We start from the raw sequence: 23066 nt of genomic DNA, 5'->3' as shown, positions 1-23066 counted from the left end.
CGCACTTTGCTCTAGCCGCTCTTGCGCAAGAGCTTGCCCAAAGTGCCCGCAATGCCATCGCGGAAGGCGAGCACGCAGATGACGAACACGGCGCCCTGGGCTACCGTCACCCAGGAGCCGAGCGGTGCGAGATAGGTCTCCATCGCCACCACGAGCAGGGCGCCGAGCATCGGCCCGAACAGCGTGCCGGTGCCGCCGACAAGGGCCATCAGCACGACCTCGCCCGACATCGACCAGTGTACATCTGTGAGCGAGGCAAGCTGGAACACCAGCGCCTTGGTGGCGCCGGCGATGCCAGCCAGCGTGGCCGACAGGGTGAACATCAGCAGCTTGAAGCGTTCGGCATCATAACCCAGCGACAAAGCGCGAGGCTCGTTGTCGCGGATCGCCTTCATCACCTGGCCGAAGGGTGAATGCACGATACGGTGGATGACGAACAGGCCCAGCAGCACGATCACGGCAACCAGGACATAGAGCGCCTTGTCGTCGGAAAGGTCGATGAGGCCGAACAGCTTGCCGCGCGGCACCGCCTGAATGCCGTCCTCGCCGCCGGTGAAGGGCGCCTGCAGGGCGAAGAAATACACCATCTGGGCCAGCGCCAGGGTGATCATGGCGAAATAGATGCCTTGGCGCCGGATGGCGAGCGAGCCGACCACGAGGCCGAGAACGGCGGCGACGGCGCCCCCGCACAGGATCGCCAGCTCGGGCGTCAGGCCCCAGACCTTGGCCGCGTGGGCACTGGCATAGCTCGCCATGCCGAAGAAGGCGGCATGGCCGAAGGAGAGCAGGCCGCCATAGCCGAGCAGGAGGTTGAAGGCGCAGGCGAACAGGCCGAAGCACAGCACCTTCATCACGAAGACGGGATAGGCGACGAAGGGGGCGACGGCGATCAGCACGACGATCAGCAGCATCACGCCGCGGTCACCCAGCAGCGGCGCACCGCGGATTGCGGCGGCCGGTTGGATCGAGGCTGCCATCAGGAAGCCCTCCCGAACAGGCCGGCAGGCCGGACGAGCAGCACGATGACCATCACCACGAAGACCACGGTGGCCGAGCCCTGCTGGTAGAAATTCTTGACGATGCCCTCGATCAGGCCAAGGCCGAAGCCCGTCACCACCGAGCCGAGGATCGAGCCCATGCCGCCGATCACCACCACCGCGAAGACAACGATGATGAGGTCGGAGCCCATATTGGGATTGACGTTGGACGTGGTCGCCGCCAGCACGCCGGCCAGCCCGGCGAGACCGACACCGAAGCCATAGGTCAGCATGCGCAGCATCGGCACGTTGATGCCGAAGGCCTCGACCAGCCTGGGGTTTTCGGTCGCGGCGCGCAGATAGGCTCCCAGGCGCGTCTTCTCGATCACCAGCCAGGTGGCGAGGCAGATGGCGAGCGAGAAGACGATCACGAAGACACGGCTCTTGGGCAGCACCATGAAGCCGAGATTCACAGGCCCCGTCAGCGCTGATGGCAGGGTATAGGGCACGCCGGAGACGCCGTAATAATTGCGGAACAGGCCCTGGATGATCAGCGCCAGGCCGAAGGTGAGCAGCAGGCCGTAGAGATGGTCGAGCTGGTAGAGCCTGGAGATGAAGAGCCGCTCGATGGCGATGCCGACCAGGCCGACGCCCAGTGGTGCCAGGATGAGGGCCGGCCAGAAGCCGATGCCGGCATAGTTGAGCAGCATCCATGCCGCGAAGGCACCCATCATGTAGAGGGCGCCATGGGCGAAATTGATGACGTTGAGCAGGCCGAAGATGATGGCAAGGCCGAGGCTGAGCAAGGCGTAGAAGGAGCCATTGATCAGGCCCAGCGCGAGCTGGGCCATGATGCCCTGCAGGGGAATGCCGAAAATCGTGGTCACCTTATGGGTCCTTCACCATCGTCTGCTTCGTCATCGGCGAAAAGGGCGAAAGGCGCGTGGCACGCTTCGCCACGCGCCGAGCGGCTCTTTAGTTACTAGTTACTTCGCCAGCGGGCAGCCGGCCTCGGCCATGGGCTGGAAGGCCTCAGCCGCCGGAATGGTGGCGAGCAGCTTGTAATAGTCCCACGGCCCCTTGGATTCGTCGGGCTTCTTGACCTGGAACAGGTACATGTCGTGGGTCACGCGGCCGTCCTTGCGGACCTCGCCCTTGCCGAACAGGGGGTCGTCGGTCGGCGTCGCCTTCATCTTGGCCATCACTGCCGTAGCGTCCTTGGACTTGGCGGCTTCGATGGCCTTGAGATAGTGCAGGACACCGGCATAGACGCCGGCATGCACCATGGTCGGCATCTTGCCGCCGCTCTGTTCGGCGAAGCGCTTGGACCAGGCGCGGGTGCCGTCGTTGAGGTCCCAGTAGAAGGCTTCCGTCAGCACCAGGCCCTGGGCCGCCTGCAGGCCGAGCGCATGCACGTCGGAGATGAAGATCAGCAGGCCTGCCAGGCTCTGGCCGCCCTGGGTGATGCCGAACTCGGCGGCCTGCTTGATGGCGTTGACGGTGTCGCCGCCGGCGTTGGCAAGACCGATCACCTTGGCGCCGGAGGACTGGGCCTGCAGCAGGAAGGAGGAGAAGTCGGAGGTCGGGAAGGGCGCCTTGATCGAGCCGAGCACCTTGCCGCCCGCAGCCGTGACGATAGCGGTGGCATTCTCCTCCAGCGACTTGCCGAAGGCATAGTCGGCGGTGATGAAGAACCAGCTGTCGCCGCCCTGCTTGACCATGGCGCCGCCCGTGCCCTTGGCCAGGGCATAGGTGTCATAGGTCCACATCAGCGTGTTGGGCGTGCATTGCTTGCCGGCGATCTCGGTGGAACCGGCGCCGGAATCGATGAAGATCTTGTTCTTTTCCTTGGTGACCTGGCTGACGGCGAGCGCCACCGAGGAGGTCGGCACGTCGAAGATGGCATCGACGCCGTCCTGGTCGTACCATTGCCGGGCGATGCCGGCCCCGATGTCGGGCTTGTTCTGATGGTCGGCCGAGACGATCTCGACTTTCAGGCCCTTTTCGGCGGCCTTGAAGTCTTCGACCGCCATTTTGGCGGCGATCACCGAGCCTTCGCCGGACAGGTCGGCATAGACGCCGGAACGGTCGTTGAGGATGCCGAGCTTGACTGCGATGTCCTCGGCGCTTGCCGGCCCCAGCGCCGAGCCTGCGAATACCGCGGCGAGGGCTGCTGCTGCGAGCAGGGTCCGTTTTGAAATCATAAGCGTCTCCCGTTCAGCTTTTTACACCGAGAGGAATTTTCAATACCTCTCGGTTCTCTCTAACGATTTTCGCCAAATCGGAGATTTGGCATCATTGGCGTCACACGCCCAGATAGGCGTGCAACTTGTCGCTGTTGGCTTCCAGCTCTGCATTGGGGATCATGTCGATCACCTTGCCCTGCTCGACGACATAGTGGCGGTCCGCCACGGTCGAGGCGAAGCGGAAATTCTGTTCGACCAGGATGATGGTGAAGCCGCGCTGCTTGAGGCTGGCGATGGTGTGCCCGATCTGCTCGACGATCACCGGTGCGAGGCCTTCGGTCGGTTCGTCGAGCAGCAGGAGATTGGCGCCGGTGCGCAGAATGCGGCCGATGGCCAGCATCTGCTGCTCGCCACCCGAGAGCTTGGTACCCTGGCTGGTGAGGCGCTGCTTGAGATTGGGAAACAGGGTGAAGATCTCGTCCACGCTGAGGCCGCCGGGCTTCACCACCGGCGGCAGTTCGAGATTTTCCTTCACCGACAGGCTGGCGAAGATGCCGCGCTCCTCCGGGCAATAGCCGATACCCAGGCGGGCGACGTGGCGGGAGCCGAGACCGATGGTCTCCCGGCCGCCGAAACGGATCGAGCCCTTGCGCTTGGCCATCACGCCGATGATGGATTTCATCGTGGTGGTCTTGCCGGCGCCGTTGCGGCCGAGCAGGGTCACGACCTCGCCGGGATTGACGTCGAAATCGATGCCATGCAGCACATGGGACTCGCCATACCAGGCCTCGAGGCCTCGTACCCGCAGCAGGGGATCAGGCTTTTTCACGGGGTCAGGCATGGCCACTCCCGATATAGGCCTCGACCACGCGCGGGTCGCCGGAAACGGTTTTGTAGTCGCCCTGCGCCAGCACCTTGCCGCGCGCCAGCACGGTGATGGTGTTGGAGAGGGTGGCGACCACGGAAAGATTGTGCTCGACCATCAGGATGGTGCGGCTCGCCGCGATCTTGCGGATCAGCTCGGTGGTGCGCTCGACATCCTCGTGACCCATGCCGGCCATCGGTTCGTCCAGCAGCAGCATTTCGGGATCGAGCGCCAGGGTCGTCGCGAGCTCCAAAGCGCGTTTGCGGCCGTAGGAGAGTTCCTTGGCCGGCGTTGCGAGAAAGGATGACAGGCCGACGCTGTCGGCGAGTTCGGCGGCTTCGGGGTTCAGGCCGTCGAGAACACGCTGCGAGCGCCAGAAATCATAGGAGTGGCCTCGGCGGCGCTGCAGGGCGATGCGGATATTGTCGTTCACGCTCATTTCGCCGAACACGGCCGAGATCTGAAAGGACCGGACGAGGCCGAGCCTGGCCACGGCGGCGGGCTTCATGCCGGTAATGTCATGCCCCTTATAGGTGATGCGTCCGGCCGACGGAGACAGGAACTTGGTCAAGAGATTGAAACAAGTGGTCTTGCCGGCGCCGTTCGGACCGATCAAAGCATGGACCGTTCCGCGCATGACCGAGAGATCGACGCCGTCGACGGCCCGGAATCCCCTGAAATCCTTGGTCAGGCCTTCGGCTTTCAGGACTGTATCTTTTGCCATCAAGCGGAGCGTTTCCCCTGGCGCTTCTAAATCTTGCTTGGTTCTAGTCTTGGCCGTCCGGGCAAGCTTCGTCAATGGCGATATGGCACCAATACTGACCTTAAGATAGGCATCTCATTAGGCGGCGGCGGACACAGCAATATGACGGAATGCCGGGCCGGGCATGCCTGTTGCGGGGGTTGGAGCCCCGTCAGGCAACCCTCCGATCGATGTTCAGTGCGGTGCAGCATTGCCAATGCCTGCACCCCGTAGAACAAGCGACAATTTGGCTTGCAATGTTTAGGATTAGGTGATCAACTAAACAAATAAGCAAACTGCGAGCCGGCAGTGCCGGCCGTCACAAGAGTGCGGGGCGGAGGCGGGGCGATGGACAGCCAAGCAAGAGAGCAGCTCATTCGCGCGGTTGCGGCAACCATAATCCAACATTCCGAAGAGCTCACCGCGCTCGATCAGGCGATCGGTGACGGCGACCATGGGCTGAATCTCAAGCGGGGCTTCGAGGCGGTCACTGCCGAATTGCCCGGTCTTGCCGAAAAACCCTGGCCGGACCTGCTCAAGGCGGCCGGTATGGCGATGGTGATGAAGGTCGGCGGCGCGTCCGGCCCGCTTTTCGGCACCTTCTTCATGGAACTGGGTAAGACGGTGGGTGGCGAACCCGATCGGACAGCGGTGATCGCCGCCTTCGCCAAGGCCGTCGAGGCCGTCAAGGCGCGCGGCCGTTCGGAGGCCGGGCAGAAGACGCTGCTCGACGTCCTCGTCCCCGTCCAGGCCGCCCTGGCAGCCGGTGCCGATGCCGCCACGCTCAAGGCGGAAGCCATCGCCGCCGCCGACAGGACGGTGCCGATGCAGGCGATCCGCGGGCGCGCTTCCTTCCTGGGCGAACGCTCCGTCGGCCACATGGATCCGGGCGCTCGCTCCTCCTCGCTGATCATCGCCACGGTGGCAGACGAACTCAACAAACAGGGCCTGATGTCATGACCGTGAGTCTGGTGATCGTATCGCATTCGCCCAAGGTCGCCGAAGGCGCGGCCGACATGGTCAGGCAGATGGTGGGCGAGAGCGTGCGCGTCGCCTGGACGGGGGGCGATCCCGGGGGCGGGCTCGGCACCGATGTCGCCAAGATCATCACCGCCATCGATAGCGTCTGGTCCGAAGAGGGCGTCGCGGTCCTCGTCGACCTCGGCGGTGCCGAGACCAATGCCGAAATGGCCGTCGAGATGCTCGACGAGCATAAGCGCGACCTTGTGGTCATCTGCAATGCGCCGGTGGTCGAGGGAGCGGTGATCGCCGCGACCGAGGCCTCCGGCAATTCCTCCCTGGCCGCGGTCCGCTCCGCCGCCGAAGATCTCTATGGATAGGATTGATATGCCGGATATGAATGGAGCACTGACGGGCAAGGCCGAGCTGACCAACGCTATCGGGCTGCATGCCAGGCCGAGCGTGAAGCTCACCCAGCTCGCCAAGAGCTTCCAATCGAGCATCGAGCTGGCCACCGATGCGGCGGGGCCGTGGTTCGACGCCAAGAGCCCGGTCAAGGTCATGCGGGTGAAGGCGCCCAAGGGCACCGTGTTGCATTTCATGGCGGACGGACCGGATGCCGAGGCGGCGCTATCGGCGATTCTGGGCCTGATCGAGGACAAGTTCGGAGAAGAGTGACGATGCGGCATTCCACAGCGTTTTGCGATTTGACGGAGTCACCTCGAATCGCAAAGACGCGCCTAACCAAAGAGCTAGAGCAAACAAGCGTTCAGTCATGAACGCGCGTTGCTCTAGGGGCTGCCAAGGAGGTTGTCATGACTGAACGGCGGATGACGGGACGCCCTGCATCGCCCGGGCTGGCCTCCGGCCCCGTCTTCACGATCGGCAAGCCGAAGCCGCGGACCGAAAGGAAGGCACCGGCGCAGGAAGATGGCGACGCCGCCTTGCGCACCGCCATCGATTCAGCCTTGGTCGATCTGGTGTCCCTGGTCGAGGCCGTCGATGAAGAGGGAGCCGACATTATCGGCTTCCAGATCGCCATGCTCGAGGACGAGGCCCTGTCGGAGGGGGCCTTCGACGCGATCGCCGCCGGCGTTCCCCCCGTCCACGCGTGGCGCTCGGCCCTCGAAGCGGAGATCGCCGATTACGAACGCAGCGAGGATGCCTATTTCCGTGCCCGTGGCACCGACCTTGCCGATATCCGCGACCGCGTGCTCGCCCATCTCACCGGTGCGGCCGAAAGCGAGAAGGTGCCGCCCGGTTCCGTGCTGGTGGGCGAAGACCTGCCGCCGTCTTTGTTCCTGTCGGTCGACTGGAGCAAGGGCGGCGCGATTGCCCTGGGCGCCGGTTCGCCATCCTCCCATGTCGCCATGCTCGCCCGCAGTCGCCGCGTACCGATGGTGACCGGGCTCGGAGCGCTCGAGGAAGCGAGCCAGGCCATTGTCGACGGGGCGGCTGGAACTGTGACCTTCGATCCCGACAGTGCCTCGCTCGCCGATTTCGGCCCTGCCCTCGCACGCCGGCACGAAGCCGATGCCCGCGCGGAGACCATGAAGGCCGAGCCGGTGTTCCTGCCCAACGGCACGCGGGTCGACATCATGATCAACGTCGCCTCGCCGGACGATCTCAAGGGCATCTCGCCGGAGATCTGCGACGGTATCGGCCTGGTGCGCACCGAGTTCCTATTCGAGCCTGGCCGGCCCCTGCCGGACGAGGAAGCGCAATATGCCGCCTATGTCGCCATCGCCGCCTGGGCCGATGGGCGGCCGGTGACGATCCGGACCCTCGATGCCGGCGGCGACAAGCCGATCGCTGGCGTCACCAGCGACGGCGAATCCAATCCTTTCCTTGGGCTGCGCGGATTGCGGCTGTCCCTGGCTCGCCCGGAAACCTTCCGCGTCCAACTCAGGGCCCTGGCACGGGCCAGCCTGCATCACGAGATCCGCATCATGCTGCCGATGGTGACGGTGCCGGGAGAACTGGCCGAGGCGTCCGCCCTGCTCGACGAGGTGGTGGCGTCCCTCATCGCCGAAGGCACGCCCTGCCGCCGGCCGCCGCTTGGAATCATGGTCGAGGTTCCCGCGGCAGCCCTCGGCGCCCTGCGCTTCCCGGCGGATTTCTATTCGATCGGCTCCAACGATCTCACGCAATACACCATGGCAGCGGCGCGCGACATCGCCGACGTCGCCGGCCTCAACGACGCTGGCGATCCGGCCGTGCTCGAATTGATGGCCCGCGCCGTGGGTGCCGGCAAGGCGCGCAAGGTTCCGGTCTCGATCTGCGGCGATGCCGCGGGCGAGGTGCGCCTGGTGCCCAAGCTCATCGGCGTCGGCCTGACCTGCCTGTCCGTGCCGCCCGCCCTGGTAGGGGCCGTCAAGGCCGCAATTGCAGATTTCAAACATGTCTGATGCCCGCGATGCCAGCACGCGTTCGATAGCGGCCTACAAGGCGCTGCTGCGGCGCGCGCTGGACAATCGTCCCTCGGGCACGAGGCTGAAATTGGCGGCGGCCCTCGGCACCAATAGGTCCTTCATTTCGCAGATCACCAATCCCGGCTATCCCATTCCGATTCCGGCCCAGCACCTCGACGTCATTTTCGAGGTCTGCCACCTCGCACCGGCAGAGAGGGCGGAGTTCCTCAAGGCCTATCAGACCGCCCATCCGGGGCGGACACAGGCCCAGGGCAAGCTGGCCCAAGGGCGCAGCCTGACACTCACCTTGCCGGATCTTGGCGATGTCCGGCGCAACCAGGCGATGGACAAGGCCATTCTCGATTTCGTCGCCAGCCTCGTCCACTACACGCGCGCACTCGATCGCAAGACCAAGGGGGAGGAGGAACCGGTTCCGGATGAGCCTGGAGAAAGCCAGGTTCGGAGTTGAGTCCGAATATCGGTTCCTGCAGCGGCCCGATCTAACCACGAACAATATGGAGGCCCATGGAATGAAGAAGCTCATCAATGCTGTCGACGACGTGCTGGCGCAGAGCCTGGACGGATTCGCGGCCGCGCACGCCGACATCGTCACCCTGGGCGAGGAGCGCAAATTCGTGCGCCGCCGCCAGGTCAAGCCCGGCAAGGTGGCCCTCATCTCCGGCGGTGGGTCCGGTCATGAGCCGCTGCATGCCGGCTTCGTCGGCTTCGGCATGCTCGATGCCGCCTGTCCGGGCCAGGTCTTCACCTCGCCCACGCCCGACCAGATGATGGCGGCGGCCGAGGCCGTCGATGGCGGTGCGGGCACGCTCTATATTGTCAAGAACTACGAGGGCGACGTGATGAACTTCGCCATGGCGGCGGAGATGGCCTCCGGCCCCGTCGAAAGCCTGATCCTCGACGACGACGTCGCCGTTGAGAATTCGACCTGGACCACCGGCCGGCGCGGCGTTGCCGGTACGCTGATCGTCGAGAAGATCCTGGGCGCCGCGGCCGAGCGTGGCGACGACCTCGCGAGCCTCAAGGCATTGGGCGCGCGCGTCAACAGCCATACGCGCTCGATGGGCGTAGCGCTGACCTCCTGCACGGTGCCGGCCGCCGGCAAGCCGACTTTCAGCCTCGGCGAGGACGAGATGGAGATGGGCGTCGGCATCCATGGCGAACCGGGCCGTCGCCGCGTCAAGCTGGCTTCCGCCGATGCCATCGTCGACGAGATGCTGGGCGCCATCGTCGGCGACCTCTCGCTGACCTCGGCCACCGAGGTCCTGCTCTTCGTCAACGGCTTCGGCGGTACGCCGTTGATGGAGCTTTATCTGATGCAGGATAGGGCCCGCAAATGGCTCGACGGCAAGGGCATCAAGGTCGCCCGCTCGCTGACGGGCTCCTATGTCACTTCGCTCGACATGGCCGGCTGCTCGCTGACGCTCTCGGTGCTGGACGACCAGGCCAAGGCGCTGTGGGATGCGCCAGTGCATACCCCGGCCCTGCGCTGGGGTATGTGAGGGGCGTGGGCTTGTCGGGTGCCGCGGGGCCAGCAGCTTTTGGTCCAGACGAATAAGACGCAATCTTCCTTCTCCCCTTGCGGGAGAAGGTGCCCCAAAGGGGCGGATGAGGGGTGACGCAAAACCTTCCCCGAGATATGCGCCAACATCCCTCATCCGTCATTGCGCCTTTTCTTGCTGCCTCAACCCGCCAGCAGTTCATCCGTCGAAGCAAGCTTGGCGTAGCCGAAGGCGAGCGATGCCATGGCGGCGGCATGGACCTGCGCCGCCGGTACGGTGACTCCGCCGAATTCCAGGTCCCGTGTGGCCGCGGCATCATGGGCAACGGTGACCGCATAGCCGAAATCGGCTGCCGCCCGGGTCGTCGCCTCGATGCACATATGGCTCATCGCGCCGGCGACCAGGAGGTCGGTGACGCCGGCATCGTCGAGCAGCTTCTTGAGGTTGGTGTCCCTGAAGGAGTTGGGGAAGTTCTTGACGACGACCTCTTCGCCGGCGCGGTTGGCGACACCCGGGTTGATCTCGGCGCCCGGCGTGCCGGCCACGAAGAAGGGGGCATCCGCCTTGGCCGCTTCATGGCGCACATGCACTACGAGGTCGTTCTTCGTCCGGGCCGCCTCCAGCAGGCGCGCGGCATTGGCGGTGGCCGCCTCGATGCCGGACAGGGTCCATTTGCCTCCCGGGAAATAGTCGTTCTGGATATCGACGAGGATCAAGGCACGCTTGGACATGGGGTGTTTCTCCAGTTTCAAAGGATGTCGTGATTGCTGAAATAGGACGCGCAGGGCAGAATGCCGATTGGCACATGTGACAAAAATCAGGGCGAAAGTGACAAATGACCTCGGCTCCCTCCGAGATCGGCCTGCTGGCCTATCCCGACGTTCAACTGGCCGCGCTCTATGGTCTGACCGACCTCTTCGCCATCGCCGACAGAATCGCGCGGGAGCGCAGGGAAGGCAGTGGCCCGCTGCTGCGAGTGAGCCATTGGGAGTGTGATGCCGGCGGCCAGATCCGCAATCGTGACGGCGCGGACGACGCGATCCCAAGCATGATCATCCTACCGCCGAGCCTGGCAAAGCCGCCGAGCGACGCCTGGACCTCCAACCTCGCCGAATTCCTGCGCAACTGTCATGGTCGCGGCAGCGTGCTTGCCTCGGTCTGCATCGGCGCTTTCCTGCTCGCGGAAACCGGATTGCTCGACGGGCGCGAGGCGACCACCCACTGGAGCTACGCCGATGATCTCGCCGAGCGCTTTGGCAAGGTCAGGGTGGATTCGGCCAAGATCGTGATCGACGACGGCGACATCATCACTGCCGCCGGATTGATGTCCTGGACCGATCTCGGCCTGAAACTGGTGGAGAAATTGCTCGGAACCAGCGTGATGGTGGCGACGGGACGCGCCATGCTGGTGGATCCGCAGGGGCGCGAGCAGCGCCATTACAGCGTGTTCTCGCCGCGGCTCAACCACGGCGACGGAGCGATCCTCGCGGTTCAGCACTGGCTCCAGCAGGCCTATGCCGGCGACGTCGACGTCAACGCCATGGCGGCCAGGGCCGGGTTGGAAAGGCGCACCTTCCTGCGCCGTTTCGGCAAGGCCACGGGCCTGAGGCCCATCGAATATTGCCAGCAATTGCGTGTTGCCAAGGCCCGCGACATGCTGGAGACGACGCGGCTTTCCTTCGACCGCATCGCCTGGAATGTCGGCTATGGCGATCCGGTTTCCTTCCGCAAGATCTTCGTGCGGACGATGGGATTGACCCCGGGCGATTATCGCCGCCGCTTCGGCGCGGCGTGAGCCACGGGGGCCGTCGTGTCCGACAAGTGTAATTCAAGGCACACTTGCAGGGTATTTTTCAACTATCAAGATTGCTGCGAAAGTCGTTGGGATTTTGCTCGGGGGATTGGCCATGCGCAGGATCGGCGTTCTGATCTGCGGATTGCTTTTCTGGACTCTGCTTGATCCGGCCCAAGCTGGTATCGCAGACGATATCTATGCCCAAGGCAATCATGCCGAGGCTTTCAGGCTTTATAAGGCGCAAGCCGAAACAGGCGATGCGAGTGCCCAGCTCAAGATCGCCGTGATGCTGCATGAAGGTCGGGGCGTTGCGCGAGACGATGTTCAGGCCGCCGCCTGGATGCGCAAGGCGGCCGATCAAGGCAATGCCAACGCGCAATACAATCTTGCTTCCCTCTACCTCAAGGGAGAAGGGGTGCCCCAGGATTATGGGCAGGCGGCTTTTTGGTATCGCAAGGCTGCTGACCTGGGACATGCCGGAGCGCAGAATGCTCTCGGCTTTCTCCATGCCAAAGGCTGGGGCATGCCGCAGGATTTCGGTCAGGCCGTCATATTGTTTCGCAAGGCACTGGCGCGGGGGGATAGCGAGGCTCAGTATAATCTCGGCATCCTCTATGAACGCGGCCAGGGCGTGGTACAAAACAATGCCCAGGCAGTAGCCCTTTTCCGCAGCGCGGCCGAGCGGGAGCATGTCAAGGCGCAGATTGCCCTCGGCACCATTTACGCTGAGGGACGGCAGGATTTGGCTCAAGATTATGGCCAGGCCGCCTTCTGGTTCCGCCGAGCTGCCAACCGGGGCAACGCCGAGGCGCAATACGGTCTCGGCCAGATGTATCTTCAAGGCAAAGGCGTCACGCAAAGTGCCAGCCAAGCCGCCGATTGGTTCCGCAAGGCGGCAGACCAGGGCAATGCCGCTGCGCAGAACAGCCTAGGTTCCCTCTACGCCAGTGGTCGGGGCGTGTTGCAGGAAATTGCGCAAGCTGCCGCCCTTTATCGCAAAGCGGCTGCTCAAGGCCATGCCGGCGGACAGTACAATCTTGGCCTGCTCTACGCCGACGGCCGGGGTGTCGCCCAGGATTACGGCCAAGCTATCGAGCTGTATCGCAAAGCAGCCGTTCAGGGAGATGCCTTGGCGCAGAACAATCTCGCCGTTCTCTTTGCCGAGGGGCTGGGCGGGCCGCGCGATTATACCCAATCGGCCGCCCTATTCCGCAAGGCGGCCGAGCAGGGCCATGTCGAGGCGCAGTTCAATCTCGGGCTCCAATATGCCAGGGGACTGGGCATGCCCCTGGACTACGGCCAAGCGGCCTTGTGGTATCGCAAGGCCGCGGATCAAGGCCATGCTGGTGCCCAAACCAATCTCGGTCTGCTCTATCGAAACGGCCAGGGCGTGGCCCGGGATTACGAGCAGGCGGTAGCCTGGCTCGGCAAGGCGGCGGCCCAGGGGGATGCCGATGGCCAGAACAGCCTCGCTGCCCTCTATGTCGAGGGCCAGGGCGTCAAGCGGGACTATGGTCGGGCGGCCGACATTCTCCGTAAGATCGCCGAACGGGGACACGCCGGAGCGCAATACAATCTCGGCTTCCTCTATGAAAAGGGGCTAGGTCTCACCCAGGATTATGGGCAGGCCGCGTTCTGGTTTCGCAAGGCCGCGGATCAAGGGGATGCGGGGGCGTTGAACGAACTGGGTTCTCTCCATGCCCTCGGGTACGGTGTGTCACAGGACCATGCCAAGGCTGCCGAACTCTATCGCAAGGCCGCTGATCGAGGCTTTGCCAGGGCGCAGTACAACCTCGGCATTCTCTACGCCAATGACCAGGGGACGGCACGAGACTATGCCCAGGCAGCCTTTTGGCTGAGCAAGGCTGCGGATCAGAATGATCTCAACGCTCTGGTGGACCTGGGCGTGCTTCATGCCAATGGCTGGGGGGTAAAGCAAGATTATGCCCGAGCCGGGGAGCTCTATCGTAAAGCCGCCGCGCAGGGCCTGGCCAGGGCACAATACTATCTCGGCGATCTCTATGAGAACGGTCGCGGCGTGCCGCGCGATTATGTCTTGGCCGGTGGCCTTTATGGCAAGGCGGCCGAGCAGGGCGATGCCGACGCGCAGAACAGCCTGGGCATGCTCCATGCGAATGGCTGGGGTGTCACACTGGACCTGGGACAGGCGACCGCGCTTTACCGCAAAGCCGCCGAACAGGGCAATGCCAAGGCGCAGTTCAATCTCGGCACGGCTTATCTGCAGGGCAAGGGCGTCGCACAACGCCAGGATGAGGCCGCCCTCTGGTTCCGCAAGGCCGCCGACCAAGGCGATCTCCACGCTCTGAACGCCCAAGGCGTGCTTTACGCCAATGGCTGGGGCGTGGCGCAAGATTATATCAAGGCCGCGGCTCTCTTCCGTAAGGCCGCTGACCGAGGCAATGCCCAGGCACAATTCAATCTCGGTCGCCTTTGTGCCAACGGGCAGGGGGTGAGGCAGGACTATGTCGAGGCCGTGGCGCTCTATCGCAAGGCTGCCGATCAGGGCGACGCCAATGCACAGAACGACCTCGGCGCGCTCTATGCCAAGGGTCAGGGCGTAGTGCAGGACCAAGCCACGGCTGCAGCGTTCTACCGTAAGGCGGCCGTCCAGGGCCATGTCACCGCGCAGGTCAATCTCGCCGCCCTCTATGCCAACGGTCAGGGCATGCCGCAGGACTATTTCCAGGCTGCCTTCTGGCTCGGCAAGGCGGCCGAGCAGGGTGACGCCGCCGGGTTGGATGGCCTTGGCACCCTTTATGCCAATGGTTGGGGCGTGCCGCAGGATTACGTCATGGCTGCGGACCTCTTGCGCAAGGCGGCCGATCAGGGGCGTGCCAGCGCGCAATATGCGCTCGGCACCCTATATGCGCGGGGGCTGGGCGTTGCCCGCGACAAGCAGCAGGCTTTGTTCTGGTTTGGCAAGGCTGCGGACCAGGGACATGCCAAGGCCAAGGCTGAACTGCAGGCAGCAATACCGGCGCAGTGAAAGCTCTGAAGCATCGGCAAGGAAGGTCGGCGATCGATTGGGCGCCTTTCGTCCCGCGCGCTCCGGCTCAATCCTTCAGGCTTGCCTCGATCAGCATGTCGGCGATTACCGCGACCGAACCGGCCGGCCCGCCCTCGTGGAAGATCTGGCCGCTGACGAAAGCGCCTTCGATCAACAGCAGCAGCCCGTCGGCGAGCAAGCCCGGATTCCTGGCGCCCATGCGCTCGGCCATGCCTTCCAGGCGTTCGCGCAGCAACACCTTGCCGCCCTCGGCGACCATGCGGGCGGGATTGTCCTCCTCCGGATATTCCACGGCGGCGTTGCTCAGCCCACAACCGCGGTAGCCGGCCAGGGTTGCCCTTTCGCCGAGGCCTGCCAGGTAGTTGCGCAGATGGGTGCGCGGGTCGTTCTCGAAGCCGACGCCCGCACCCTCGAAGCGGGCCCAGAACTCGGCGTCGTAGACCCGGACATAGGCGGCCGCCAGTTCATCCTTCGAATTGAAGCAGCGATAGAGCGTCGGCTTGGTCACGCCGGCTTCCGAGGCGATGGTATCGACGCCGACAGCCCGGATTCCCTCCTTGTAGAAGAGTTCGCGCGCAGTCTTGAGGATGCGTTCCGCCGCGCGTGGCTGCGGTGGCGAAGCGGCGTTTGCGGATCCGGTCATTTGCCTCTTTCCAATTTTCGACAACGATGTTACAGACCGGTACGTATCAAGTCAATCTCGACATCCTACAGGTCTTCCGATGCAGCGCGTCAGCCGCCGGCCCTTCGGCCAGAATTATGCATTCGTCGTCGTCGCCGTCATCTTCCTTTCCCTGCTGGTGGCGGCCGGTGTGCGTGCCGCGCCCGGGCTGCTGCTCCAGCCCCTGCACAAGGCATTCGGCTGGGGTATCGACACGATCTCGCTTTCGGGGTCGATCGGCATCCTGCTCTATGGCCTGGTCGGCCCCTTCGCCGCGGCCCTGATGAACAAGTTCGGCATCCGCCGGGTGCTGGTCATCGCTCTGACGCTGATGGCCGCCTCGATCGGCCTTAGCCTGCTGATGACGCAGTCCTGGCAGTTGATCGCGACCTGGGGCGTGCTCTCCGGGCTCGGGTCGGGCTGCGTCGCCATGGTGCTGGGTGCCACCGTCGCCAATCGCTGGTTCAAGACCAATCGCGGCCTGATCATGGGGCTGATGGCGGCCAGCGCGGCAACGGGCACGCTGATCTTCCAGCCTGGTCTTGCCAAGCTTTCCGAGATCGGCGGCTGGCAATTGGTGGTCGCGGCCGTGGCGATTGCCTGTGCTGTCCTGATTCCGCTTGCCTTCTTCCTGGTGCCCAACCATCCCAGTGACATCGGCCAGCGCCCCTATGGCGCCGATCCCTCCGCGCCGATCGAGCCGCCACAGGCCCAGACCGGCCTCATCGATGCCTCGCTCGGCGCGCTGGTGCGGGCAGCCCGCACGCGCACCTTCTGGTACCTGTTCGCCACCTTCTTCATCTGCGGCTTCACCACCAACGGCCTGGTGGGCATGCACCTGATTTCCTTCTGCGGCGACATGGGCATCCCGGAAGTGCAGGCCGCCGGCCTGATGGCGATGATGGGCATCTTCGACCTCTTCGGCACCACTTTCTCGGGCTGGCTGACCGATCGATACGATCCGCGCAAGCTGCTCTTCATCTATTACGGCCTGCGCGGCATCGCCCTGATCTATCTGCCCTTCAGCGGCTTCAACATCTATACGCTCACCATTTTCGGCGTGTTCTACGGCCTCGACTGGATTGCCACCGTGCCGCCGACCGTGCGCCTGACCAACGAGGCCTTCGGCGATCGCGACGCTCCCGTGGTGTTCGGCTGGATCGCGGCGGGCCACCAGATCGGCGCCGCCAGCGCTGCGGCCCTGGCCGGCTATATGCGGGTGCTGCAGGGAAGCTATGTCGAGGCCTTTCTCTTCTCGGGCCTCACCGGTATCATCGCCGCGCTGATCGCCCTCCTGATCGTGCGCCAGCGCGTGACGGCGGTTGCAACTGCCTGATGGGCGCCACCAGAAAATTGCCGGCCGCGTCAAGCTGCCGGTTTGCGCCGGGCATTTGTTAGACTAATGTCCGGCCAGTTTTGTTACCTCTAGGATCTTCCCGATGACACTGCATGCCCGTAACTTCATCGCCGGCGAATGGGTCGCCTCGTCCGATCTCGCGCCGGACGTGAATCCCTCTAACACCGCCGAGATCGTCGGGCACTTCCCCCGGGCGACCAAGGCCGAAGCCGAAAAGGCCATTGCTGCCGCCAAGGCTGCGTTCCCCGGCTGGAGCCGCTCGACCCTGCAGGAACGCCACGACGTGCTCAAGCGCATCAGCGACGAGATCCTGGCACGCAAGGAGGAGCTCGGCGCCATCCTGTCGCGCGAGGAAGGCAAGACCCTGCCCGAAGGTATCGGCGAGGTGGCGCGGGCCGGCCAGATCTTCGGCTTCTTTGCCGGTGAAGCCTTGCGCCTGGCCGGCGAGATCATCGGCTCGGTCCGTCCCGGCGTCGGCGTCGAGGTGACGCGCGAAGGCATCGGCGTGGTCGGCCTGATCACGCCCTGGAACTTCCCTGCGGCCATTCCGGCCTGGAAGATTGCCCCCGCGCTCTGCTACGGCAACACCGTGGTGCTGAAGCCGGCCGACCTCGTGCCGGCCACTGCGCATGCCCTTGGCGAGATCATCGCCCGCTCCGGCCTGCCGGCTGGCGTGTTCAACCTGGTGATGGGCCGCGGCTCGGTGGTCGGCGAGGCACTGCTGTCCTCGCCCGACGTCGATGCCATCTCCTTCACCGGCTCGGTCGGTACCGGCCGCAAGATCGCCGCGACCTGCGTCGCCTCTTCGCCGATGAAGAAGGTACAGCTCGAAATGGGCGGCAAGAACCCCTTCGTCGTGCTCGACGATGCCGACGTCAAGGTGGCGGTGGAAGCCGCCGTCAACGGCGCCTTCTTCTCCACCGGCCAGCGTTGCACGGCCTCCTCGCGCCTGATCGTCACCGATGGCATCCATGATGCCTTCGTTGCCGCGCTCGTCGAGCGTCTCAAGGGGGTTACCGTCGACGATGCCATGAAGGCCGGCACCCATATCGGCCCGGTGGTCGATCAGAGCCAGCTCGACCAGGACCTGAACTACATCAAGATCGGCAAGGACGAGGGCGCCAAGCTCGCCTTTGGCGGCGATCTGGTGAAGCGCGAGGCGCCCGGCTTCTATCTGACGCCGGCCTTGTTCACCGGCGCCAGCAACGACATGCGCATCGCCCGCGAGGAAATCTTCGGGCCGGTCGCCGCCGTGGTACGCGTCAAGGATTATGACGAGGCGCTGGCCGCCGCCAACGACACCGAATTCGGCCTCTCCGCCGGCATCGCCACCACCAGCCTGAAATACGCCACGCATTTCAAGCGCAATGTCCAGGCCGGCATGGTGATGGTCAATCTGCCGACGGCGGGCGTCGACTATCACGTGCCGTTCGGCGGGCGGAAGGGCTCGAGCTACGGCCCGCGCGAGCAGGGCCGCTACGCCGCCGAGTTCTACACCACGGTGAAGACCAGCTACACGCTGGCCTGAGGCGGCTCGCCTTCCGTCAACTTTGCGAGGGAGCGCGCGAGATTGGCGCGCGCTCTTTCCTCCAGCCGTTCGGCGAAAAGGTCGCTGAAATAGAGCCTTGGGCGGGCCATGAAGCGCTGCAGCACGGCAGCCCGCCCGATGCGCCAGGCCGTCTCGGGCACATGCGCATATTCGCGGCGCACCGCCGCTTCATAGGCATCGAAGCGCGCCGCCTCAGCGCCGAGGATCTGCAGGTCGAGATCGAGGAAATAGGCCATGTCCGCCCGTTCCTGCGGGCCGACATCGCCTGCAAGCTCATGTTTTCGGGTGGCCAGGATCAGCGTCGCCACCCGTTCCAGTCTGCCCTGCCCGAGCCGCCTGCCGAGAACCTGCCGGGCAAGATCGGCGCTGCGCTCCTCATTGTCGGGCGCCGCGGCATCGTAGATGGCATCGTGGAACCAGATCGCGAGTTCGACGGCTTCGGCATCATGGAGGAGGGGGCGACAGTCCTGCAGCTCCGCCAGCATGGCCTCGATATGGCCGATATCGTGATAATGCCGGTGCGGATCCCGATAGGCCGTGAGCAAATCGGCGAAAGCCGGCTCGGGGATGGCCGCCGGTCTGGCGGGATTATCACCAGGGTTCATCGCAGCAACTCCCGGCGCGTCCATTCGGCCAGATTGCCAGAATCGTCACGGGCTCCGGCACCAGATTGAAGCTCGGCGAGCAGGTCCCGGCTGAAGGCTGTCGCGCCGATCTCGTCGATCAGCCTGAGAATGACGGCCTGCGCCTCGTCCTGACTGGCCTGCACCTCGGCGGGCGTATGCCGGCTCCACAGATAACCCTTGTCGTTATAGCCGGCGATGCCATGGAGATGGTCGACGAGACGCTGCCGGGTGGTGGTCAAGCTGGACTCTCCGCTGGACTCGGACGTCCATATGCCCGGAACTTATGCCTCAAATCGCACCCGAAAGCTCGAAATTGCCGGCATTGAGAAGGTTGGCGATGATGCCGAGCGCCTGTCGCAATTCGCCGCGCGAGGGTGCGGCCCCCACATTGATGCGGACGGCGTGGGCCAGGGTTTCCCGCCCGATTGCGAAGGCATCGGCGGGCAGCACGCCGACGCCGCGCTGGCGGCAGGCCCTGGCGAAACTGGCGCCGCGCCAGGGCTCGGGCAGGTGCAGCCAGGCGTGGGGCGAGGCTTCGTGGGTCTGGATGTCGAAAGCGGCGAGCGCTTCAGCGAGGATTGCCTGGCGCTCGCGAAGTTCCTCGCGCTGCCGCTCGATGATGCGAGCCGCCGTTCCTTCCTCCAGAAGGCTGGTCGCGATCAGCGGAATCAGCGGACTGACGCTCCAGCAGTCGATCCTCAACGCTGCCGCGACATTGCCGAGCACGGCGCGCGGGGCCACCACGAAGCCGAAACGAAGGCCCGGTGCGACGCATTTCGAGAGGCCACCGACATAGACCGTGAGTTCAGGTTCCAGCGTGGCGAAGGAGGGGAGGGACGTTTCGAGCAGCGGGCGATAGACATCGTCCTCGATGATCAACACATTGTGTCGTCTGGCGATCGTGGCCAATGCTCGGCGGCGGCCCTCGCTGAGGGTCACCGTCGTCGGATTATGCAGGCTCGGTACCAGGAAGACCGCGCGGGGGCGCCAGGTCTGGCAGGCGTCCTCGAAGGCATCCGGGCGCATGCCGTCGCGATCGGAAGGAAGGCCGCGCAGGTCGAGACCGTGCGAGCGGCACAGGGCGCTGATGCCCTGATAGGTGATCTGGTCGACCAGGATGACGTCGCCTGGCTGGGTCAGGGCCCGCAACACGCAGGCCAGGCCGTGCTGAGCCCCGTCGGTCAGCACCACGCGGCTGGCGTCGCCATCGCCCGCAACGTCCTGTAGCCAGCCTGCCACGGCGGTCCGGGCCCATAGCGGCCCTTCTGGGGGATGATAGTCCTGCAGGGCCGGGAAGCGACGATCCCTGGACAAGCGAGGCAGCAGCGCCGACAGGGCTTCGAGATAGGCGGAGGTGGCCGGCCGGTTTACCGACAGGTCGATCAGGCCGGCCTCGTCGCTGGGGGCGGATTTGAAGCCGGGGTCGTCGGTTTCGCGGGGGGCCACCAGGGTGCCGCGACCCGGGCGGGCTTCTACCAGGCCGCGCTGCTGCAGGGTCGAGAAGGCACGGGTGACCGTGGTGACGTTGAGGCCGAGGGCCTTGGCGATTTCGCGCTGGGGCGGCAGTTTCTCGCCTTCCGTCAGATCGCCACGGGCGATGCGTTCGCCGATGGCATCCGCCAGGCGTTGATAGATCGGCCGGTCGTTTTCCGGCAGCTCCAGATTATCCAGCATCTGCGTTCGGCGTTCCCAAAGGCCACCCTTTGGCCCCTCTTAGCATGGCGGATGAGCTCAGACAATGCGAGTTGTATGCGGTTTATCATAGAGACTTCGCCAATTGTATCCCATACAATTGGGTGATTTTGTGCCATTGTAGGGCCTTGACGCAGCCAAGCTTCGCAAATATGGTCACTCAAATAAAAGTTGTATGGTCACACAATTCTAACCCAAGGTCACGCGCCTCAAGCTCCAGGCAGAACCGTGGCGGCGGCACAGGGCAACCCTAACGGGCGCAGCGAAGGGGAGGTTGGGACAGCGATGGCAGCCCAGTCAGGCGATGGCAAAAAGGATGGCGCAAAATTCGTCGAATTCATCGACGTCGAGAAGATGTATGGCAGCTTCCATGCCGTGCGGCGGCTCAATCTCGATATTCGCCGCGGCGAGTTCCTGACCTTCCTCGGGCCCTCCGGATCCGGCAAGACCACCACCCTCAACATGCTTGCCGGATTTGAGCGGCCCAGTGAGGGCATGATCCGCCTGGACGGGCAGCCGGTCGAGCGGATGCCGCCCTATGAGCGCAATATCGGCATGGTCTTCCAGAATTATGCGCTCTTTCCGCATATGAGCGTGGCCGACAACGTCGCCTTCCCGCTGTCGGTGCGCAAGATCCCCAAGAGCGAGATCGGGCCTCGCGTGGTCCGTGCCCTCGAAATGGTCAAGCTTGCCCAGTTCAAGGACCGCAAGCCGACGCAGCTTTCGGGCGGCCAGCAGCAGCGTGTCGCCCTGGCGCGTGCGCTTGTCTACGAGCCTACCTTGGTGCTGATGGACGAACCGCTCGGCGCCCTCGACAAGAAACTACGCGAGCATATGCAGATCGAGCTCAAGCAGCTTCACGAGATGCTGGGCGTGACCGTCGTCTATGTGACGCATGATCAGAGCGAGGCCCTGACCATGTCGGATCGCGTCGCCATCTTCGAGAGCGGCGAGATCGCTCAGATCGGCTCGCCCGACCAGCTCTACAACGACCCGGCAACGGCCTTCGTCGCGAGCTTCATCGGCGAGAACAACGCTCTCGACGGCACGGTGGAACGGGTGAATGGCGACGAATGCGCCGTCATGTTGCCCGACGGGCTGAAGGTCATCGCCAAGGCGGTCGGGCCGCTGCCCCAGGGCGCGCCGGTCCAGCTCGCCATCAGGCCCGAGCAGATCAAGCTGGCGGCCGAGGTGAACGGCCACGACAACCGCATCGGCGCCACGGTCGATGGCTGCATCTATCACGGCGACCATCAGCGCCTGCTCGCCCGGCTCGCCAATGGGCAGATCCTGACGGTCAAGATTCGGCCCGAAGCCAGCATGGCCATGGGCGAGCCTGTCGATCTTGCCTGGTCGACCGGCGACTGCCGCGCCTTTCCGATGGGTACCGCGATAAGTGGTGGGCATTAGCGCACCTTACGACCGAACGAGCCTGCCAAGAGGCGCAAGGACACGTCGAAACGCAGAGTTAGGGCGAGAGAATATCCAACCATGAAAGCGCCTTGCTCTGGATAACCGGGAGAGAACCATGAGACGCCTGAGATTGTCGCTCGCACTCGCGCTGGCTGGAGCAGCGCTCTGTCACCAGGTGCAGGCCGCCACTGCGGGAGAGCTGACCATCATGGCGACGGGCGGCGCCTGGCAAGCCGCTCTGCGCCAGGCCTGGTTCGAGCCTTTTGCCAAGAAGGCCGGCATCACCTTCAACGAGCAGGAATATACGGGCGAGCTCGGCAAGATCAAAGCCATGGTGGAGACGGGCGACGTCCCGATCGACCTGGTTACGGTCGAGACCTCGACCGTGCTGCAAGGGTGCGATACCGGCGTCCTGATCCGGCTGGATTACGCCAGGATCGCCGATCGTTCGCGTTTCCTGCCCGGGACGGCCTTGGATTGCGGCGTCGGCATCGATGTCTACGGCGATGTGCTCGCCTATGACTCCAGCGTGCTCAAGCAGGCTCCCGCTTCGGTGCTCGACATCTTCGATACCCAGAAATTCCCCGGCAAGCGGGCCATGCGCAAGGCACCGGCCCAGAACCTCGAATGGGCGCTGATGGCCGACGGAGTACCGATCGACCAGGTCTATGAGGTGCTTGCCACTCCGGAAGGCGTCGATCGCGCTTTCAAGAAGCTGGATACCATCAAGAAGGACATCGTCTGGTGGGATGCCGGCGCCCAGCCGGCGCAGTTGCTCGCCTCCAAGGAAGTGGTGATGACCACGGCCTGGAACGGCCGCATCCAGAGCGCGATCGACCAGGACAAGCGCCCCTTCGCTTTGGTCTGGAACGACCAGATCGTCGAATTCGATATGGTAGCCATTCCCAAGGGCGCCAAGAATCTCGACCTGGCCTATCAATATCTCAACTATGTGGCCCAGCCCGAGGTCAGTGCGCAGCTCGGCCGCTTCATTCCCTACGGCCCGGTGATCAAGGATGCGACACCCTTCATTCCCAAGGAAGTCCTGCCCAAGCTTCCCACCGCGCCCGAGAACATGCAGCGGCATCTGGTAGCCAATGTCGAGTTCTGGGGCGATCACGGCGAAGACCTGGTGAAGCGCTTCAACGCCTGGCTGGCGCAGTAGGAGACGTTTCGCGCGACGACACCATAATCGGTGCAACCTTTGTCATTGCCGGGCTCGGCCCGGCAATCCAGCTCGCCTCCCGTCGATGTGTACGGGATTCTGGATGCCCCGGGTCAAGC

Annotated in this window: 22 protein-coding genes and 1 pseudogene; 13 read left to right on the top strand and 10 right to left on the bottom strand. The window is 64.3% G+C overall.

The window, feature by feature from the left end; all coding sequences use genetic code 11:
• Positions 1–11: 11 nt before the first annotated feature.
• The 5 genes from QM672_RS14805 to QM672_RS14785 all read right to left on the bottom strand — a co-directional run bounded on the left by QM672_RS14805 (position 12) and on the right by QM672_RS14785 (position 4752).
• Positions 12–977, bottom strand: coding sequence for a branched-chain amino acid ABC transporter permease (locus tag QM672_RS14805; RefSeq protein WP_311933669.1), 966 nt, complete (start codon positions 975–977; stop codon positions 12–14).
• A complete protein-coding gene (locus QM672_RS14800; protein WP_415083400.1) occupies positions 977–1864 on the bottom strand; it encodes a branched-chain amino acid ABC transporter permease in 888 nt (295 codons plus the stop codon). Before QM672_RS14800 ends, QM672_RS14805 begins: the two co-directional genes overlap by 1 nt.
• A 99-nt stretch (positions 1865–1963) precedes the next feature.
• Positions 1964–3181 (bottom strand): ABC transporter substrate-binding protein, encoded by a 1218-nt coding sequence (locus tag QM672_RS14795; protein WP_415083398.1) that lies wholly within the window; start codon positions 3179–3181, stop codon positions 1964–1966.
• A gap of 100 nt (positions 3182–3281) precedes the next feature.
• Positions 3282–4004, bottom strand: coding sequence for an ABC transporter ATP-binding protein (locus QM672_RS14790; RefSeq protein ID WP_367624184.1), 723 nt, complete (start codon positions 4002–4004; stop codon positions 3282–3284).
• Positions 3997–4752 (bottom strand): ABC transporter ATP-binding protein, encoded by a 756-nt coding sequence (locus QM672_RS14785; RefSeq protein WP_311933661.1) that lies wholly within the window; start codon positions 4750–4752, stop codon positions 3997–3999. Before QM672_RS14785 ends, QM672_RS14790 begins: the two co-directional genes overlap by 8 nt.
• A 366-nt stretch (positions 4753–5118) precedes the next feature.
• Here QM672_RS14785 and dhaL point away from each other — a divergent pair, with 366 nt between their 5' ends.
• The 6 genes from dhaL to dhaK all read left to right on the top strand — a co-directional run bounded on the left by dhaL (position 5119) and on the right by dhaK (position 9661).
• Entirely contained in the window at positions 5119–5730 is a 612-nt protein-coding gene (dhaL, locus tag QM672_RS14780; RefSeq protein WP_311933659.1) for a dihydroxyacetone kinase subunit DhaL, read from the top strand.
• On the top strand, positions 5727–6110 hold the full coding sequence (gene dhaM, locus QM672_RS14775) for a dihydroxyacetone kinase phosphoryl donor subunit DhaM (protein ID WP_149254153.1): 384 nt from the start codon (positions 5727–5729) through the stop codon (positions 6108–6110). The genes dhaL and dhaM overlap by 4 nt, the downstream gene beginning before the upstream one ends.
• 16 nt (positions 6111–6126) lie before the next feature.
• Positions 6127–6408 carry an HPr family phosphocarrier protein gene (locus tag QM672_RS14770; RefSeq protein WP_149255507.1) on the top strand — a complete coding sequence of 94 codons (282 nt, stop codon included), beginning with the start codon at positions 6127–6129 and terminating at the stop codon, positions 6406–6408.
• Positions 6409–6545: 137 nt separating this feature from the next.
• The gene (locus tag QM672_RS14765; RefSeq protein WP_367624183.1) at positions 6546–8138 is read left to right on the top strand and encodes a putative PEP-binding protein; all 1593 of its coding nucleotides are present in this window, start codon (positions 6546–6548) and stop codon (positions 8136–8138) included.
• On the top strand, positions 8131–8610 hold the full coding sequence (locus tag QM672_RS14760) for a hypothetical protein (RefSeq protein ID WP_415083394.1): 480 nt from the start codon (positions 8131–8133) through the stop codon (positions 8608–8610). The genes QM672_RS14765 and QM672_RS14760 overlap by 8 nt, the downstream gene beginning before the upstream one ends.
• A gap of 61 nt (positions 8611–8671) precedes the next feature.
• Complete coding sequence (gene dhaK / locus QM672_RS14755; protein WP_394310350.1) at positions 8672–9661, top strand: dihydroxyacetone kinase subunit DhaK; 990 nt, start codon at positions 8672–8674, stop codon at positions 9659–9661.
• Positions 9662–9843: 182 nt separating this feature from the next.
• On the opposite strand, the gene QM672_RS14750 is transcribed toward dhaK, so the two are convergent.
• Positions 9844–10392: a cysteine hydrolase family protein gene (locus QM672_RS14750; RefSeq protein ID WP_367624180.1), complete on the bottom strand. Its 549-nt coding sequence runs from the start codon at positions 10390–10392 to the stop codon at positions 9844–9846.
• A gap of 104 nt (positions 10393–10496) precedes the next feature.
• On the opposite strand from QM672_RS14750, the gene QM672_RS14745 reads away from it, so the two are divergent.
• The 3 genes and pseudogenes from QM672_RS14745 (at position 10497) to QM672_RS14735 (ending at position 14463) form a co-directional block, all read left to right on the top strand.
• A complete protein-coding gene (locus tag QM672_RS14745) occupies positions 10497–11456 on the top strand; it encodes a GlxA family transcriptional regulator (protein WP_367624179.1) in 960 nt (319 codons plus the stop codon).
• 112 nt (positions 11457–11568) lie between these two features.
• Positions 11569–12096 (top strand): annotated as a pseudogene (locus tag QM672_RS14740) (tetratricopeptide repeat protein); the annotation flags it as partial.
• A 102-nt stretch (positions 12097–12198) separates the two neighbouring features.
• Complete coding sequence (locus QM672_RS14735) at positions 12199–14463, top strand: tetratricopeptide repeat protein (RefSeq protein WP_415083466.1); 2265 nt, start codon at positions 12199–12201, stop codon at positions 14461–14463.
• Between the two features lie 67 nt (positions 14464–14530).
• Here QM672_RS14735 and QM672_RS14730 read toward each other — a convergent pair whose 3' ends face one another.
• Positions 14531–15127: a TetR/AcrR family transcriptional regulator gene (locus tag QM672_RS14730; protein ID WP_311933641.1), complete on the bottom strand. Its 597-nt coding sequence runs from the start codon at positions 15125–15127 to the stop codon at positions 14531–14533.
• Between the two features lie 79 nt (positions 15128–15206).
• Between QM672_RS14730 and QM672_RS14725 the strand changes: the two genes are divergently transcribed.
• Positions 15207–16481 (top strand): MFS transporter, encoded by a 1275-nt coding sequence (locus QM672_RS14725; RefSeq protein ID WP_415083390.1) that lies wholly within the window; start codon positions 15207–15209, stop codon positions 16479–16481.
• Positions 16482–16584: 103 nt separating this feature from the next.
• Entirely contained in the window at positions 16585–18030 is a 1446-nt protein-coding gene (locus QM672_RS14720) for an aldehyde dehydrogenase family protein (protein WP_149254160.1), read from the top strand.
• Here the strand turns inward: QM672_RS14720 and QM672_RS14715 are convergent.
• The 3 genes from QM672_RS14715 to QM672_RS14705 are packed head-to-tail and all read right to left on the bottom strand — an operon-like array spanning position 18015 to position 20351.
• Positions 18015–18656 (bottom strand): hypothetical protein, encoded by a 642-nt coding sequence (locus QM672_RS14715; protein ID WP_415083388.1) that lies wholly within the window; start codon positions 18654–18656, stop codon positions 18015–18017. The two genes, QM672_RS14720 and QM672_RS14715, sit on opposite strands and share 16 nt — an antisense overlap.
• Positions 18653–18916 (bottom strand): hypothetical protein, encoded by a 264-nt coding sequence (locus QM672_RS14710; protein WP_367624176.1) that lies wholly within the window; start codon positions 18914–18916, stop codon positions 18653–18655. The genes QM672_RS14715 and QM672_RS14710 overlap by 4 nt, the downstream gene beginning before the upstream one ends.
• Positions 18917–18965: 49 nt before the next feature.
• Positions 18966–20351, bottom strand: coding sequence for a PLP-dependent aminotransferase family protein (locus QM672_RS14705; RefSeq protein ID WP_415083385.1), 1386 nt, complete (start codon positions 20349–20351; stop codon positions 18966–18968).
• Positions 20352–20654: 303 nt separating this feature from the next.
• Here QM672_RS14705 and QM672_RS14700 point away from each other — a divergent pair, with 303 nt between their 5' ends.
• The gene (locus tag QM672_RS14700; RefSeq protein WP_415083383.1) at positions 20655–21779 is read left to right on the top strand and encodes an ABC transporter ATP-binding protein; all 1125 of its coding nucleotides are present in this window, start codon (positions 20655–20657) and stop codon (positions 21777–21779) included.
• A 118-nt stretch (positions 21780–21897) separates the two neighbouring features.
• Positions 21898–22947: an ABC transporter substrate-binding protein gene (locus QM672_RS14695; RefSeq protein WP_415083381.1), complete on the top strand. Its 1050-nt coding sequence runs from the start codon at positions 21898–21900 to the stop codon at positions 22945–22947.
• The last annotated feature ends 119 nt before the right edge of the window (positions 22948–23066 follow it).

It is taken from the genome of Labrys sp. (in: a-proteobacteria) (assembly GCF_047605565.1).
GTDB classification, from domain to species: domain Bacteria; phylum Pseudomonadota; class Alphaproteobacteria; order Rhizobiales; family Labraceae; genus Labrys; species Labrys neptuniae.
This window is presented reverse-complemented; position numbering and strand designations above follow the sequence as displayed.